Raw genomic sequence first — 14,738 nt, 5'->3', positions numbered from 1 at the left:
GGGCGTACCGGGACTGACGGCGCGTCCGGGAAACCGTGCCTGGCACGATAGGCGGCATGAGCGACTGTGACATGGTGATCGTTCTGCGGTACCGCAAGGCGGTCACGTACGGCTTCCACGTGCTGCTCGGCGCGCTGGAGGAGCACCAGACCCCGGTCTCGTACGAGGTGCGGTTCGCTCAGTCGGTCGACGAGACGGTCAGCGAGATCGAGGCGGCCGTGGCTCAGGCGCCAAAGGTCCTCGTACTGTGGTCGTTCTACTCCCCGGACGCGGAGGCGCTCGCCGGCGAACTCGCCGAGATCCGCTCCCGGGTCGATTCGCCGAAGGTGCTGCACGTCGCGGGCGGTGTCCACGCGACCGCCGAGCCGGTGCAGACGCTCGACGCCGGTTGGGACGTCGCCGCGGTAGGGGAGGGCGAGACCACGCTGCTGCGGCTGGTCGACGCAGTCGGCGACCCGACGTCCGTACCCGGTGTGGTCTTCCGGGACGCGGCCGGGACCATCGTCAAGACCGGCCGGCCGCAGCGGTTGCCGCTCGACACGTTCCGTGGGTTCTCGCTGCGGTGGAACCGGTTCAACGCCATCGAGATCACGCGCGGTTGCCTGTACTCGTGCCGGTTCTGCCAGACGCCGTTCATGTTCTCGGCGCGGTTCCGGCACCGCAGCGTCGAGAACGTCCGCTGGCACGTCGACCATATGCGCCAGCGGGGCCTGCGCGACGTCCGGTTCATCACGCCGACGGCGATGTCGTACGGCAGCGACAACGAGGAACCGAACTTGGCCGCCGTCGAGGAGTTGCTCGCCTCGTGCAAGGAGGGCATCGGTCCGAACGGTCGGGTGTTCTTCGGCTCGTTCCCGAGCGAGATCCGGCCCGAACACGTCAGCCGCGAGGCGCTGCGCCTGGTCAAGCGCTACTGCGCCAACAACAACATCATCGTGGGCGCGCAGTCCGGCTCCGACCGGGTCCTGACCGCCGCGAAGCGCGGCCACGGCGTGGACGAGGTCAAGCGGGCGGTTCGCCTCGGCATCGAGGAGGGCTTCCGCATCAACGTCGACATGATCTTCGGTATGCCCGGTGAGGATCAGTCCGACGTGGACGACTCGCTCGGGCTCGCGCGGGAACTTGCCGACCTTGGTGCCCGTATCCACGCCCACACCTTCATGCCGCTGCCGGGTACGCCCTGGCGGGAAGCGCCGCCCGGCGACGTGGACCCGGAGACGATCCGAGAGGTCGACCGGCTCTCGCAGCGCGGGGCGCTGTACGGCCACTGGCAGCGCCAGCGCGAACACGCGGTCCGGCTCGCCGCCGCCGCAGAGGCGTACCCGCGTCCCGGCCGCAGCCGTACCCTTCTGCCGCTGGCGCCCAGGGACGATCAGGCACCCGGCGTCTGAAACGGCGGGTCTCTCAAATGGGAGACCACGCGGGATCAGAAGCCCGGACCTGCGTTGCCAGGCGGTCCGTAGTAGCCCGGGTGGTTGTTCTGCCGGGGGATGGGGGCTCCCTCCCGACCAGCGTGGCGATGCTTCGGCTGCGGGTGTGGATCCCTCACCAGCTGGTCTTCAACGGCCTGCCGGATCGCGGCCTCGCGGACGCGTTCGATCAGGCTCACGATCACGCGAAGTGTCGAGACGTCGAGGCGCTGGACGAGCCAGGCGCAGATCAGCTCGTCGTAGCCGCCGCGCTCGACGCCCCGGAGAGCGTCCGTGAGCGCGTCTGCGCAATCGTGCGGCGTGGCGTATGGGCCGGCCGGTAGCACGTGCAGCGGCGCCACGGGTGCGAAGTGGCGCGCCTTCATACTGGTCACGGGTCGCCTCCCTGTAGGCGATCAAGGGTCCTGGCGGCGTGTGCAGCGCTGACCAGGGCCCGCTTATTTGGGGTGGTAGCGGCCGGGGATCGGTACCCGCCGACCGCCACCGATCCGACCGTACGCTGATTGGGTGTACCCGTACAGAGGCTGTACGGGTACAGGATTAATACGGGGCCGAAAGGGAAACCCGTACAGCCCTCCATAACGTCTCGACAATGGCCGTGCTGGATCCCCGCCCTATGTACGAGCAGCTTGCCGACGCGATCGGTGATCAGATCGCCAGCGGCGAGCTGGCGCCGGGGCAGCTCCTGCCCAGCGAGCCGTATCTGATGGGGGAGCACGGGGTCAGCCGGGGTACGGTGCGCGCGGCGATGAAGCTCCTGCGGGAGCGCGGGCTGATCGTCACGCTGGCGGGCAAGGGCTCGTTCGTGGCCGAGCGGTGAGGGTGCGGCTGGCGTTGCCGAGCACTTCACGGTAGAGACGGCCGGTCAATCCAGTTGCACATCGCGCCGGCCGCAGCCGTACCCTTCTATCCCTGGTTTTCGGAATGACCGAGCTTCCGATGCCTGAAAAAGTCTGCGTAATCGTGCGGCGTGGCGTGCGGGGCGCCGGGCGGGATGTGCAGCGGCGCCACGGGTGCGAAGTGGCGCCCTCATGCTGGTCACGGGTCGGACCTCCAGCGTCCGGTCAATGGGCTCCCGTTCGCGTGCCGTGCGGCGGGAGCTCCGCCTGTTTGGGGACGGGAGCGGCCGGGGGATCGGTACCCGCCGACCGCCACCATGCCGACCGTACCTGTACATGTTCAGGACGTATAGGGGTAGGACAAGGCTGACGTACAGATCATGTACAAGGCTCCTAGCCTCCGCTCATGACCAATCCGCTCTCGCCGATGCCGCTCTATCAGCAGTTGGCCGACCTGCTGACGGCGCAGATCGAGCGTGGAGAGTTGCGGCCTGGTCAGCCGCTGCCGTCGGAGCTTCACCTTCAGCAGACCTACGGCGTGTCCCGTGGCACGGTCCGCCAGGCGATGCGGGTCCTGCGCGAGAGTGGTCTCGTCGTCACGATCCAGGCGCGCGGCTCGTTCGTGGCCGAGCGGTGAGGGTGCGGCAAGCCCGCACGGAATCCTGAAGCGGATCTCCTACTGGAGTACTAGGACGGCTGGTCTCTAGGACGCCTGGCGGATGGGCATGTCGGCCAGCCAGATGTCGGCCAGGTCGCTGAGGGGGACGTCGAGGGCCTGGCTGAGGCAGACCACAGTGCCGAACGCCGGTGCGGGAAGGCGGCCCGCCTCGATCTTCCGCAGCGTCTCGGGGGAGATGCCGGCTGCCAGGGCCACCTCGACGAGGCTGCGGCCCGCCCGCGCGGCCCGGAGGGCGGCTCCGAGGTGCTGGCCTGCTGCGATCTGTTCGGCGGTGAGTGGTTGGCGAACCATGCCAGCAGGATATCCCTCCCGATCATCCCCGACCTGTCGTGGTATAAAAATACCGCAATCGGAGAGGGAGGCTGTCGTGATCGAGCTCAAGTCCGCCGAGGAGATCGGCCGGATGGCGGTGACCGGCCAGTTCGTCGGCGAGCTGCTCGCCGAGCTGAGCGGTGTCGCCGCGGTCGGCGTCAACCTGATGGACCTCGAACACCACGCCCGCCGCCGGATCTCCGAACGCGGCGCCGAATCCTGCTACTGGGACTACGCTCCTTCGTTCGGCCGTGGCCCGTTCCGCAACGTGCTGTGCCTGTCCGTCAACGACGCGGTGCTGCACGGCCTGCCGCACGACTATGTTCTGCGGGACGGTGACCTGCTCAGCATCGACATGGCGGTCGGCATCGACGGCTGGGTCGCCGACTCCGCGCTCTCGGTCATCGTCGGCACCCCCGACCCGGCCGACCTGAAGCTGATCGAGGCCACCGACGTCGCACTGGAGGCCGGCATCACCGCCGCCCAGCCTGGCGGCCGCCTCGGCGACATCTCCGCCGCGATCGGCGAGGTCGCCAACTCCTACGGCTACGGCGTCAACGCCGAGTTCGGCGGCCACGGCATCGGCCGCACCATGCACGAGGCCCCGCACGTCCCCAACAACGGCCGCGCCCGCCGCGGCATGAAACTCGACCCCGGCCTCACCATCGCCATCGAGCCCTGGTTCTGCCGCTCCACCGACAAAATCAAGTTCGACAAAGACGGCTGGACGATCCGCTCCGCGGACGGCTCCCGCACCGCCCACTCCGAACACACGGTCGCCATCACGGCTTCCGGCCCCCAGGTCCTGACCCGCCGCCCCACTCACGGCGCCACCTCGGCCGATCCCACCAAGAAGCCCGCCACAGCCTCCTGATCCACTGCTCGCCTTGGGGTATGACTCAGGGCGTTCCGGGGATGGGGCTTGCCGCAGCATCCTGAGCCAGTCCGAGCCGCACGCTTCAGCCCACCGCTCAGGCATGTATGCCGTACGGTCATGCGCAGCGGTCGGAAAGCTCTGACAGACCGTGGCCTCGTGCGGCTCGCTGTACAAGCGGCTCGCCGAGCTGGCGCTCAGGGCGCCGAGGTACCCGTACGCAGGTTCGTGGAGGCACCGGACCGGCTGACCCGCCGGGCCGTCTGCCGGGTGGCCTTCTGGCCGTACAGATCGCCGTCGGCGTGGGCGTACAGGGCGTCGAAGGTCAGCCCGTGCTCGGGAAGCGTGGCGACGCCGACGCTCGCCGAGGCGCGTGCGGCGAGTCGGGCCACGAGGCGGTCCGCGACCCGCCTGGCGTCCGCCTCGGGCGCGGAGCCGAGCAGGACGACGAACTCGTCGCCGCCGAGGCGGGCGACCACGTCGTGGGGCTGGATGTTGTCCCGCAGGGTGGTGGCGACCCAGCGTAGGAGATCGTCCCCGGCGGCGTGCCCGTGCGCGTCGTTGAGCTTCTTGAACCCGTCCAGGTCGAAGATCAGCAGGGACAGCGTTCCGCCGGTACGTTGGGTGCGCGCCAGTTCGGCGGTGAACCGGTCCTCGAAGCCCCGCCGGTTGAGGCAGTCGGTCAGCACGTCGACGCGGGACAACCGGGTCAGCAGGAGTCGTTGCCGCGCGGCGGTACGGCCCTGCGCCGCGCAGATGGCCGAGATCGAAATGATGCCGGCGAGGTGCAGGGCGACGTACCAGCCGCCCGGCGAGCCGACGACCGCCGCGACGACCAGGTAGAAGGCGGACAATCCGGCGACGACGGGTACCGCTACCCGCAGTGGCGTGCTGAGCGCGACCAACGGCATGGGGACCAGCGTGCCGAGGATCGTCGGCGAGCCCGTTCCGCCGTCGAGCACGGCCACGGCGGCGCCGACGGGGATCAGACCGACCGCGAAGGTGGCCATGAGCCACCGCCCGGCGGGCGACCGGCTCAACCAGTCGGCTCCGCCCACCACGAGCAGCCCCGACGCGCAGCCGATGGCGCACAGGACGCCCATCGCCAACCGGTGCGGCGCCGCCGTGGCGAAGACGGCCGCGTAGACCAGGCCGATGGTGAAGTTGGACACGGCTATTCCGCCCATGCCGGCGATGGAGCGGCGGCGGCGCTCCTGGCGGGAGACCTTCGCCGTCTCCACGCGGTCGAGCTGGCGGCGTGCGGCGGCTATCGCGTCCGCGCTCGGTACGCGCCCGGTGCGGCCGGCCGCGCGGCCGGCCTCGCGGCCGGTCTTGTCGCGGTAGACCCGCTCGTCCGCCCGCTGCATGAGCTCGTGGGCGGTGGCGGCGTCCGCGGGGTACGAGGCGTACCCGACCGAGGCGGGCGCGACCGGATCCAGCGCCGCGCGGAGCCGCTCGACGGTGACCTCCGCCTCGCCCGGGCCGGTCCCGCTCAGGACCATCGCGAACTCGTCGCCGCCGAGGCGCCCGACCGCGTCGTACGCGCGCAACTGCCGCAGCATGGTCTGGGCGGCCCACGTGAGCACGTCGTCGCCGACCCGGTGGCCGTACGTGTCGTTGACGTCCTTGAACCGGTCGAGGTCGGCGACGACCAGCGTGACCGGCGCCCCTTTGCGTACGGCCCGGGCCAGCTCCTGCCCGAGCCGTTCGTCGAAGCCGCGACGGTTGAGGCACCTCGTCAGCGGATCGACGCGCGAGGCCTCGCTGAGCCGGCGGCGCAGCGACGCGAGCGTGCGCGTGTGTCGTACACACAGGTACGCGAGGCCGGTGAACGCCAGCGTGTAGACACAGGGGTAGCCGGCCGGGGTCGGGTCACCCAGCAGCGCCACCGACCAGTATGCGGCGATGGTGACGGTGTAGATGCCGACGAACATCCGAGGGGGCATCAGGACCGCGAAGAAGATCAGGGAGAACAGCACCAGCGGACCCAGCGGGCTGGCGACCCCGCCGTCGAGCAGCCCCAGCAGGGCGGAGCCCAGCACGTTGACGAGCGCGGCGGCCACCTGCAGCGGGATCCGCGCCCGGGACCGGGCGATCGCCGGGGCGCGCCACCAGTTCGCGACGGTGGCCGCCAGCAGGCCCCCGGCGACCGCGAGCATGGCGGGGCGGTGCGGGTCGTGCCACGTCGCCAGCGTGTACGACGCCGCGATGCCGGGTCCGACGACCCCCATCAGGCCCCCGGAGCGGATGGCTCGCACGCGCCAGGGCCGCGCCGCTTCGGGCGTCCGGCCTGGCCCGTCGACGAGCCTCGCTGACATCCGCAAATCCTTCCCGGGATTGAAGGTAGTCGTCATTCCAGATCATCGTCCGGATCGGGGCGCTCGTGAGCGGAATCGCGGATCAGCGGGCCGTGAGCGGATCAGCGGGCCGTGAGCGGATCAATGACCTAATCGGCGTCGTCGAGGGCGAAGCGCAGGTACCGGTCCGCGGAGCGGCGCACCGCCGCGGCGCCGTCGGTGCCGACGACGAGGTCCCACCACGCGCCGTACACCCGCTCGAACGGGTACGGCTCGAGCAGCGCGAGCGCCCGCCGGATCGTACGGGGGCGCTCCGGGATGAGGTTGGGGTAGCTGTACATGAAGCTCAGCCAGCGCCGGTCGCGCACCACCTGGAGGATGTCGCCGGAGAACAGCGCGCCCCGGCCGCCGTCGGCGTCCCGCCAGTGCAGCACCTGGCCGCCGTCGAAGTGCACCCCGGCGTTGATCAGGGTGAGCCCGTCGCCGAGCTCGAGGGTGTCGCCGTCCCAGAAGACCACGGCCGGGTCCGGGCGTACGACCCAGTCGCGGTCGGCGGCGTGGATGTGGACGGGCGCGTCGAAGGCGTGCGCCCATTCGACCATGGAACCGTGGAAGTGCGGATGGCTGACGGCGATCGCGCTGATCCCGCCGAGGGCGGTCACCTGCTCCACCAGGGCGTCGTCGAGGTAGCTGACACAGTCCCACAGGATGTTCCCGCCGGGCCGCTGGAGCAGGAGCGCGCGCTGTCCGATCGCGAACGACGGCGTGGTGCCGACGCCGGTCACGTCCTCGCCCTGCGCCCTGAGCTCGCCTCGGTGACCGCCGGCCGCCAGCTCCGCCAGGGAGGTCCAGCGCTGACCCGACCAGCCCACGTACTGCCGCTCGTCCAGACAGATCGGACAGTCCGCGCGCGGCGCCGGGTACTGCACGCCGCAGGTCCGACAGATCGGCAGGTCCAACTCCATCACTGGATTATGCGTACTCGCGGCGGAACCGGTTGAGCGCCTCGTGGACGCCGGCGGCGACCCGGTCGACCGTCGCCGGATCGCTGAGCTCGCCCGGGGCGTACAGGTTGATGCGCAGGTCGTTGACGGCGATGCCGCCGGGCAGGGCGACCGCCCCGACGGCCGCCGGCGGCGCGAGGCCGCTGCGTACGCCCGCCAGGATGTTGCCGGTCGCGCGTTCGACGGCGGCGAGGGTGAACCCGGCCGCCGACTCCGCGCCGCCGGCCACCCCGCCGGCCAGTTCGCGGCCCTCCGCCCGCAGCCGCGCCCCCGCGTACCGTACCGGTCCGCCGAGGCCGCCCACCGCCCTGCCGAGCCGCACCGGCACGCCCGCCGCGACGCCCATAGCCGCACCGACCAGCGCGGACGCCGCCGAGTTCGCGGCGTTCGCGGTGCCCGCCAGGCCCTGGCGGACGACGCCGGGCAGGGCGCCGGAGGCGTGGGACCGCAGCGCCGCGCCGATGCCGACCCCGACGGCGGTGGTGGTCTGGTCGAACGCGCCCACGACGACGATCCGCGCCCGCTCGGGCAGCGCGGCGAACGCCGCGCCGGCGTCGTCGGCCAGCCCGCGCAGCGCCAGGTACCGGTCGGCCAGCCGGCCGACCACGTCACCCCAGAACCGAGCGTGGGTCGTCGCGAGGCCGACGACGTCGGTGACGAGGGCCGCCGTACCCGGCGCGCCCGGCGCCACGCCGCCGAGGAACGCGCCCGTCGCGTGCCCCCAGGCGGGTAGCGCGCGGCTGAGTTCGGTGACCGCCGGGGCGGACTGCCGGACCAGCGCCCGGACGCCCGGCATCGCGTTGCGAACGAAGCCGGCCACGCCTTCGGCGAACGGTTCGATGGCCGGACCGGCGTCTGCCAGCAGCCCTCTCAGCTCCGGGGCCAGCTCACCGGCCAGCCTGCGGAACGTGCCGGCCGCGCCGACGATCGGGGCCAGCGCCGACCCGGCCTCCGCGGCTGCCGGCAGCACGTACGCGAACCGGATGCCGTGCCGCTGCGCCAGGTCGATGAGGTCCTCGTACTCGGCGGGCCGCTGCGCGAGCCGACCCGACGTGTACGCGATGACGGTGCCGAAGCGGCGCGCCCCCGCGTCGGCGAGCAGCCGGCGGTAGGCCGGCCGGCGGTCGGGGCCCGGGGCCGGCCCGTCGGCGCCGTCGTCGGAGTACACCGCCACCACGTCGGCGCCGAGCGCACCCGCCAACCGCAGGCAGCCGGCGCGCTGGCGCTCGAGGTCGGGCTCGCGGTCCGCCCGGCCGGCGCTGATCCGCAGGTAGACCGCGGCCTTCATGACGGGTACTTTACGGGACCGCGCACCGCGCGCACCTCGACGCGAAAGCGCGTTTGAGCAGGTAAATGCGTCCCTACGGGGCCAACCGCGCCCGCGCCGCGGCGTCCGTGGCGTCGTAGCGGGTCGCCGCCGTGCGCACCGCGTCGGCCGAGCCGTGCAGCGCGTCCCTCGCGGCCGCCAGGGCATCCACCCCGCGCTGCTGGATGGGGTCGAGCAGCATCGAGATCATCTGGCAGACCGGCAGCATGCCGTATGCGCCGCGGCCCAGCCGCACCTGCGCGCCGGCGGCGCGAGCGGTCTCGATGTGGTCGGCGATCGCCTCCACCGCGTTCGCGTGCTGGCGCAACGCGTCGGCCACGACCTCGAACTGCCCACCCGGCACGGTGCCTCCCCACGCTGTCCGGCCGGCCACGCTACCGGATCAGCACCCGCCGCGCCGCCCCGTCCGTACACATGGAAGTGCCGCCGTCGCCGCGGCGGCGACGGCGGCACGTTCCGCGTCTCAGCCGGCCAGCTTCGCCAGCGCGGCGCGCAGCCGGGCCAGCGTGCGCTCGCGGCCGAGCACCTCCAGCGACTCGAACAGCGGCAGCCCGACCGACCGGCCGGTCACGGCCACGCGTACGGGCGCCTGTGCCTTGCCGAGCTTGAGCCCGCGTTCGGTGCCCACGGCCTCCAGCGTGGTCTTGAGCGACTCCGCGTCCCACGGCGCGTTCTCGAACGCGGCCACCGCGGCCTGGAGCAGGTCGGCGGCGCCTTCCTTCATGGCCTTCGCCCACGCCGCCTCGTCGATCGCCGGCTCGGCCAGGAACAGGAAGTCGACGTTCGGCACGATCTCGGACAGCACCGCCACCCGGGTCTGCGCCAGCGGGGCGACGGCGGCGAACACCTTCGGGTCGAAGTCGCCGGGGCGCCACGGCGGCGCGGCGACGGCCGCCGCGCCGGGCGCGACCTGGGTACCGGTCAGCCACGGCTGGCAGGCGTCGATGAACTCCTCCAGGCTCAGCGCCCGGATGTACTCGCCGTTGAACGCCCGCAGCTTCTTCTCGTCGAAGAACGCGGGGGACGGGTTGACGTCCTCCAGCCGGAACTCCTGCTCGATCACCGACCAGGGGACGATCTCCCGGTTTCCGGACGGCGCCCACCCCAGCAGCATCAGGTAGTTGCGCATCGCGTCGGCGAGGTATCCCTCGTCGCGGTAGGACTCCAGCGCCACCTTGTCGCGCCGCTTCGACAGCTTCTGACGCTTCTCGTTGACCACGACGGGCACGTGCGCCCAGATCGGCGGCCGCAGCCCGAGCGCCTCCCACAGCAGCTGCTGCTTGGGCGTGTTGGGCAGGTGCTCCTCGGCGCGCATGACGAGGGTGATGCCCATCGTCGCGTCGTCGACGACGTTGGCCAGCAGGAAGACCGGCGACCCGTCGGCGCGGGCGATGACGAAGTCCTCGATGTTGGCGTTCTCCGTCACGACCGAGCCGCGGACCAGGTCTTCGACGACGGTCTGGCCCTCGTCGGGGGTACGGAAGCGCAGCGCCCGGCCGGGGCCGGGCTCGAGCCCGCGGTCGCGGCAGTATCCGTCGTAGCCGATGTACTGGCTGCCGGTGCGCTCCTGGATCTGTTCGCGGGTGCAGTCGCAGTAGTACGCTCGGCCAGACTCCTTCAGCCGAGCGGCCGCCTCCCGGTGCTGTTCGGCGTAGGAGGACTGGAAGTACGGGCCTTCGTACGTGCCACGCTTGATGCCGATCCAATCGAGGGCGGCGATGATGCCCTCGGTCCACTCGGGGCGGTTGCGCGCCGCATCGGTATCTTCGATACGCAGGACGAACGCCCCGTTGTGTTGTTTGGCATAGATCCAGTTCTGCAGCGCCGAGCGGGCGCCGCCGACATGGAACATACCGGTCGGGGAGGGTGCAAACCGTACACGTACCGTCACGGTTTCTACCTTATGGCCCACCCGGTCGTCGCGACACGCGGGCCGGTAGTGGGGTCGCATCGCTTGCCTGGGCTCAGTAGATTGCGTGACGAACGAACAGGTGTTGGGGGAGGAGCGCAATGCACAAGCCGCCTCGTCGGTCGTACACCCGGCTTGCCGGGCTGGCGGCCGTCGCACTGGCGCTGGTTGCGGTCGCCGGATGCGCCCCTGACAACACGGCGGCCTGGCGCAGTCCGGGATCGGGCATGCCCTCCGGCGAGGCGGGCGGCGCCGGCGGAGTCGGCGTGAAGAAGGCGCCCGGTGAGTTCAAGATCACTCCGGCCGCCGACACCACCGACGTCTCCGTTCTCGACCCCGTCAACGTGACCGCCAAGGACGCCACCCTGGAGACCGTCACGGTCGCCAATGCCGACGGCAAGCAGGTCAGCGGCGAGTTCGACGCGGCACACAAGACCTGGCACACCACCGAATACCTGGGCTACGGCAAGCAGTACAAGGTGACGGCGGACGGCACCAACAGCGCCCACCAGCACATCGAGCAGGTCGCCTCCTTCACCACCCTCAAGCCGCCCAACATGACCCAGCCGTACCTGCAGGCCAGCGCGTCCCACCTCCTCCAGGACGGCGGCACCTACGGCGTCGGCCAGCCCGTGATCGTGCACTGGGACGAGCCGATCCCCGACAAGGCGGCCGCGCAGCGCACCCTCCAGGTCACCACGAGCCCCGAGGTCGAGGGCGCCTGGCACTGGAACGGCAACCAGGAGGTGCAGTGGCGGCCCAAGGAGTACTGGAAGAGCGGCACCCAGGTCACTGTCAAGGCGACCGTCTACGGCAAGGACCTCGGTAACGGGCTCTACGGCCAGTCCGACGTGAGCGCGTCGTTCAAGATCGGTCAGTCGAAGATCGCGATCGCCGACTCCGCCAGCAAGATCATGAAGGTGTACGTCGACGGCGAGCTGGTGAAGACGATCCCGGTCAGCATGGGCATGGGCGGCGAGACCAAGGGCGCCAACGGCCAGACGATCGACTTCTGGACCCGCAGCGGCCCCCACGTCGTCATCGGCAAGGCCCCGGTGACCCACATGTCCTCGGCCAGCTACGGACTGACCGACAAGTCCAGCAAGTTCTACTACGACGAGGACATCAAGAAGACCGTCCAGATCAGCTACTCCGGTGAGTACCTGCACCTGGCCGACTGGAACATCTGGGCCCACGGCCACACCAACACCTCGCACGGCTGCATCAACATCGGCCCCGCCAACATCGACTGGATCTACAACAACTTCGGGCCGGGCGACGTGGTCGACGTCAGGAACACGCCCAAGCAGTTGCAGCTGTGGGACAGCCCCGGCGGCTGGAACATGAGCTGGGACGACTGGGTGAAGGGCAGCGCGCTCTAAACCCGATCACGGGACCGACCGGATCCGCAGGACGAACACGCTGCCCAGCAGCGTGACCACCGCGGTCAGGGCGTACAGCGCCGGGTAGCCGCCCAGGTGCACCACGACGGGCGCGGACAGCGCCGGCCCGAGCACCTGCGGCGCCGAGTTGGCGATGTTGATGACGCCCAGATCCTTCGCCCGGTCGGTCGCCGCCGGCAGCACCTGTGTGATCAACGCGGCGTCGACCGCCACGTACACGCCGTACCCGCAGCCCAGCACGGCCGCGGCGAGGACCGCCCCCGGCCACGTCGGCCAGCCGGCGAGCACCAGCGCCGCGCCGGTCATCACCAGGCCCGACCACACCGCGAACGACCGGCGCCGGCCGGTGCGGTCGGAGCGCCGCCCGGCCACCACGGTCGTGGCGACCAGCGCGGCGGCGTACACGAGGATCAGGACCAGCAACCCGTCCTCGGGGTGCGGGTGGTGGACCCGGTCGCGCAGGAAGTACAGCAGGTACAGGGTGCCCATCGCGTTGCCGAGCTGCACCAGGAACCGGGTGATCCAGGCCCAGGCGAAGTCGGGATGACGGCGGGGACTCACCCACAGCCCGGACAGCAGCGCGCGGGCGCGCAGCGGCGGCGCCTGCCCGGGCGGCAGCGGGTCGTCCGGCGTGGCCAGCGTGAACGGCACGATCAGCAGCGCCGCCGCGACGGCGATGGCCAGGTAGCCGGCGCGGGTGCCGGAGACGACAGCGGTCACCAGGACGACGCCGACGACCAGGCCGAGGATCTGCGGGATGCCGATCCAGCCGGAGACCGCGCCGCGCTGGGCCACGGGTACCCGGTCGGGCAGCGCGGCGGTGAGCGTGGCGAGCATCGCGTTGAAGCAGACCTGGGCGAGCGCCCAGCCGAGGATCACCCCGCCGATGGTGCGCTGCCCGGCCAGCAGCGTCAGCGCGAGCGCCCCGAGGAGCCCACCGGCGAGCGTCCAGACATGACGGCGGCCCGACGCCCGCCCGCGTACGGCGATCCTGGTCCGGTCGGACAGGGCACCGGCCAGGGGGTTGGCGACCACCGCGACCAGCGCGCCGATCCCGGTCACCCAACCCAGCAGGGCCTCCTTGTGGCCGGGATCGATGGCGGCGATCTGCTGGGGCAGCAGCACCTGGATCGGCGTGTAGAAAGCCATCCACAGGCCCAGGTTCGCGCACACGAGCAGCGTGACCCAGCGCGCGCCGACCGGCTGCGTCGGCTCGGCGACCGCCGACACCGCCGCCGGGGTGCCCGCCTCGGTCGCGGTCATCGGGTACGGGCGATGAGGTCGCGGTACCACGCGTACGACGCCTTCGGGGTGCGCCGCTGGGTGTCGAAGTCGACGTGGACCAGCCCGAACCGCTTGGTGAACCCCTCGGCCCACTCCCAGTTGTCCAGCAACGACCACACGCAGTACCCGTCGACGCGTACCCCGGCGTCCAGCGCGGCCCGCACCGCCCGGATGTGCGCGTCGAGGTACGCGATCCGGTCGTGGTCGGCCACGACGGCGTCCGGGCCGGGCTTGTCGTCGTAGCAGCACCCGTTTTCGGTGATCCACATCGGTGGGAGGGCGTCGCCGTAGCGGTCGGCGAGCATGACGAGCGTCTGGGTCAGCCCGGCGGGGACGACCGGCCAGCCGAACGCGGTCGTGGGGTACCCCGACAGCGCCGTCAGGTCGAACGGCAGCGGGTTGTCGGGCGCCGGGGCACGTACGCCGGTCGGCTGGTAATAGTTGACGCCCAGCACGTCGAGCCGGGCGGAGATGATGTCGAGGTCGCCGTCGAGGACGACCCGGTCGGGATCGACGCCGGCCAACTGGTCGATGCCGTCGGGGTAGCGCCCGCGCAGCAGGGGATCGGTGAACAGACGGTTGTGGAACGCGTCGTACGCCACGGCGGCGGCCCGGTCGGCGCCGTCGGCGGTGTCCGGGGTGCCGTCGGGGCCGACCGCCCAGGCCGGCGAGTAGTTGTTCGCGATCGCCACGCCGCCGCTGGCGTGCCGGCGGATCGCGGCCGTCGCGAGCCCGTGGCCCAGCAGTTGGTGGTGTACCACCGGGAACGGGTCGTCGAGCAGTTGCCGGCCGGGCGCGTGCAGGCCGAGCAGGTGTCCGAGGGCGAAGTGGATGAACGGCTCGTTGAGCGTCATCCACAGCGCGACCCGGTCACCGAGCGCCCGCGCGACGATCTCGGCGTACTCGCCGAAGCGGGCGGCGGTGTCGCGGTTGGTCCAGCCACCGGCGTCCTGCAACGGCTGCGGCAGGTCCCAGTGGAACAGCGTGACGGCCGGCTCGATGCCCCGCTCGAGGAGCGCGTCGACGAGCCGGTCGTAGAACGCCAGACCGCGCGGGTCGGGCGCGCCCTGCCCGGCGGGCTGGATGCGTGGCCAGGCGACCGAGAACCGGTACGTCCGCACGCCCAGGTCGGCCATCAGCGCCACGTCTCCGGCGTACCGGTGGTAGTGGTCGCAGGTCACGTCGCCGGTGCTGCCGTCGCCGATGCGGTCGGGCTGGTGGCTGAAGGTGTCCCAGATGGACGGTCCGCGGCCGTCCTCGCCCGCGGCGCCCTCGATCTGATAGGCGGCGGTCGACACGCCCCAGCGGAAGTCGGGTGGGAAGTCGGGCAGCGGCTCGTCGGTCATGCTCGCCTCCGAACGTGAAGCTTGCTCGGACACT

At 71.5% G+C, this 14,738-nt stretch carries 14 protein-coding genes; 5 read left to right on the top strand and 9 right to left on the bottom strand.

The window, feature by feature from the left end; translation table 11 throughout:
* Window positions 1-56: 56 nt before the first annotated feature.
* Window positions 57-1,391, top strand: coding sequence for a TIGR04013 family B12-binding domain/radical SAM domain-containing protein (locus HC031_RS14790; RefSeq protein WP_167925884.1), 1,335 nt, complete (start codon window positions 57-59; stop codon window positions 1,389-1,391).
* A gap of 35 nt (window positions 1,392-1,426) precedes the next feature.
* Here the strand turns inward: HC031_RS14790 and HC031_RS14785 are convergent, their stop codons facing one another.
* Window positions 1,427-1,804, bottom strand: a complete 378-nt coding sequence (locus HC031_RS14785; protein ID WP_167925883.1) for a hypothetical protein — start codon at window positions 1,802-1,804, stop codon at window positions 1,427-1,429.
* Window positions 1,805-2,022: 218 nt separating this feature from the next.
* Between HC031_RS14785 and HC031_RS14780 the strand changes: the two genes are divergently transcribed.
* Together HC031_RS14780 and HC031_RS14775 are read left to right on the top strand one after the other, a co-directional pair.
* Window positions 2,023-2,250 carry a GntR family transcriptional regulator gene (locus HC031_RS14780; protein ID WP_205862759.1) on the top strand — a complete coding sequence of 76 codons (228 nt, stop codon included), beginning with the start codon at window positions 2,023-2,025 and terminating at the stop codon, window positions 2,248-2,250.
* A 425-nt stretch (window positions 2,251-2,675) separates the two neighbouring features.
* Window positions 2,676-2,906 (top strand): GntR family transcriptional regulator, encoded by a 231-nt coding sequence (locus HC031_RS14775; protein WP_167925882.1) that lies wholly within the window; start codon window positions 2,676-2,678, stop codon window positions 2,904-2,906.
* Between the two features lie 66 nt (window positions 2,907-2,972).
* Here the strand turns inward: HC031_RS14775 and HC031_RS14770 are convergent, their stop codons facing one another.
* Window positions 2,973-3,239, bottom strand: a complete 267-nt coding sequence (locus HC031_RS14770) for a helix-turn-helix domain-containing protein (RefSeq protein ID WP_167925881.1) — start codon at window positions 3,237-3,239, stop codon at window positions 2,973-2,975.
* Between the two features lie 76 nt (window positions 3,240-3,315).
* Here HC031_RS14770 and map point away from each other — a divergent pair, with 76 nt between their 5' ends.
* Window positions 3,316-4,134 (top strand): type I methionyl aminopeptidase, encoded by an 819-nt coding sequence (map, locus tag HC031_RS14765; RefSeq protein WP_167925880.1) that lies wholly within the window; start codon window positions 3,316-3,318, stop codon window positions 4,132-4,134.
* A gap of 197 nt (window positions 4,135-4,331) precedes the next feature.
* Here the strand turns inward: map and HC031_RS33900 are convergent, their stop codons facing one another.
* From HC031_RS33900 to gltX, 5 genes are all read right to left on the bottom strand, one after another.
* Complete coding sequence (locus tag HC031_RS33900) at window positions 4,332-6,452, bottom strand: GGDEF domain-containing protein (protein ID WP_277349702.1); 2,121 nt, start codon at window positions 6,450-6,452, stop codon at window positions 4,332-4,334.
* A gap of 128 nt (window positions 6,453-6,580) precedes the next feature.
* Window positions 6,581-7,396: an MBL fold metallo-hydrolase gene (locus tag HC031_RS14755; RefSeq protein ID WP_167925879.1), complete on the bottom strand. Its 816-nt coding sequence runs from the start codon at window positions 7,394-7,396 to the stop codon at window positions 6,581-6,583.
* Between the two features lie 7 nt (window positions 7,397-7,403).
* Complete coding sequence (locus HC031_RS14750; RefSeq protein ID WP_167925878.1) at window positions 7,404-8,723, bottom strand: recombinase family protein; 1,320 nt, start codon at window positions 8,721-8,723, stop codon at window positions 7,404-7,406.
* Between the two features lie 73 nt (window positions 8,724-8,796).
* Window positions 8,797-9,105 carry a type VII secretion target gene (locus HC031_RS14745; protein ID WP_167925877.1) on the bottom strand — a complete coding sequence of 103 codons (309 nt, stop codon included), beginning with the start codon at window positions 9,103-9,105 and terminating at the stop codon, window positions 8,797-8,799.
* 120 nt (window positions 9,106-9,225) lie between these two features.
* The gene (gene gltX, locus HC031_RS14740; RefSeq protein ID WP_338090663.1) at window positions 9,226-10,653 is read right to left on the bottom strand and encodes a glutamate--tRNA ligase; all 1,428 of its coding nucleotides are present in this window, start codon (window positions 10,651-10,653) and stop codon (window positions 9,226-9,228) included.
* A 119-nt stretch (window positions 10,654-10,772) separates the two neighbouring features.
* Between gltX and HC031_RS14735 the strand changes: the two genes are divergently transcribed.
* Complete coding sequence (locus HC031_RS14735; RefSeq protein ID WP_167925875.1) at window positions 10,773-12,053, top strand: L,D-transpeptidase; 1,281 nt, start codon at window positions 10,773-10,775, stop codon at window positions 12,051-12,053.
* A gap of 6 nt (window positions 12,054-12,059) precedes the next feature.
* On the opposite strand, the gene HC031_RS14730 is transcribed toward HC031_RS14735, so the two are convergent.
* Both HC031_RS14730 and HC031_RS14725 read right to left on the bottom strand, forming a co-directional pair.
* On the bottom strand, window positions 12,060-13,337 hold the full coding sequence (locus tag HC031_RS14730) for an MFS transporter (protein ID WP_167925874.1): 1,278 nt from the start codon (window positions 13,335-13,337) through the stop codon (window positions 12,060-12,062).
* On the bottom strand, window positions 13,334-14,704 hold the full coding sequence (locus HC031_RS14725) for a GH1 family beta-glucosidase (protein ID WP_167925873.1): 1,371 nt from the start codon (window positions 14,702-14,704) through the stop codon (window positions 13,334-13,336). The genes HC031_RS14730 and HC031_RS14725 overlap by 4 nt, the downstream gene beginning before the upstream one ends.
* Window positions 14,705-14,738 lie beyond the last annotated feature (34 nt).

The organism is Planosporangium thailandense (assembly GCF_011947195.1).
Taxonomy (GTDB): Bacteria; Actinomycetota; Actinomycetes; order Mycobacteriales; family Micromonosporaceae; genus Planosporangium; species Planosporangium thailandense.
This window is presented reverse-complemented; position numbering and strand designations above follow the sequence as displayed.

Coding starts and splice junctions, on each gene's coding strand:
- HC031_RS33900 (WP_277349702.1), bottom strand. CDS start 6,452: ATGTCAGCGAGGCTCGTCGACGGGCCAGGCCGGACGCCCGAAGCGGCG.
- HC031_RS14750 (WP_167925878.1), bottom strand. CDS start 8,723: ATGAAGGCCGCGGTCTACCTGCGGATCAGCGCCGGCCGGGCGGACCGC.
- HC031_RS14775 (WP_167925882.1), top strand. CDS start 2,676: ATGACCAATCCGCTCTCGCCGATGCCGCTCTATCAGCAGTTGGCCGAC.
- HC031_RS14735 (WP_167925875.1), top strand. CDS start 10,773: ATGCACAAGCCGCCTCGTCGGTCGTACACCCGGCTTGCCGGGCTGGCG.
- HC031_RS14780 (WP_205862759.1), top strand. CDS start 2,023: ATGGCCGTGCTGGATCCCCGCCCTATGTACGAGCAGCTTGCCGACGCG.
- HC031_RS14730 (WP_167925874.1), bottom strand. CDS start 13,337: ATGACCGCGACCGAGGCGGGCACCCCGGCGGCGGTGTCGGCGGTCGCC.
- HC031_RS14770 (WP_167925881.1), bottom strand. CDS start 3,239: ATGGTTCGCCAACCACTCACCGCCGAACAGATCGCAGCAGGCCAGCAC.
- HC031_RS14755 (WP_167925879.1), bottom strand. CDS start 7,396: ATGGAGTTGGACCTGCCGATCTGTCGGACCTGCGGCGTGCAGTACCCG.
- HC031_RS14790 (WP_167925884.1), top strand. CDS start 57: ATGAGCGACTGTGACATGGTGATCGTTCTGCGGTACCGCAAGGCGGTC.
- HC031_RS14725 (WP_167925873.1), bottom strand. CDS start 14,704: ATGACCGACGAGCCGCTGCCCGACTTCCCACCCGACTTCCGCTGGGGC.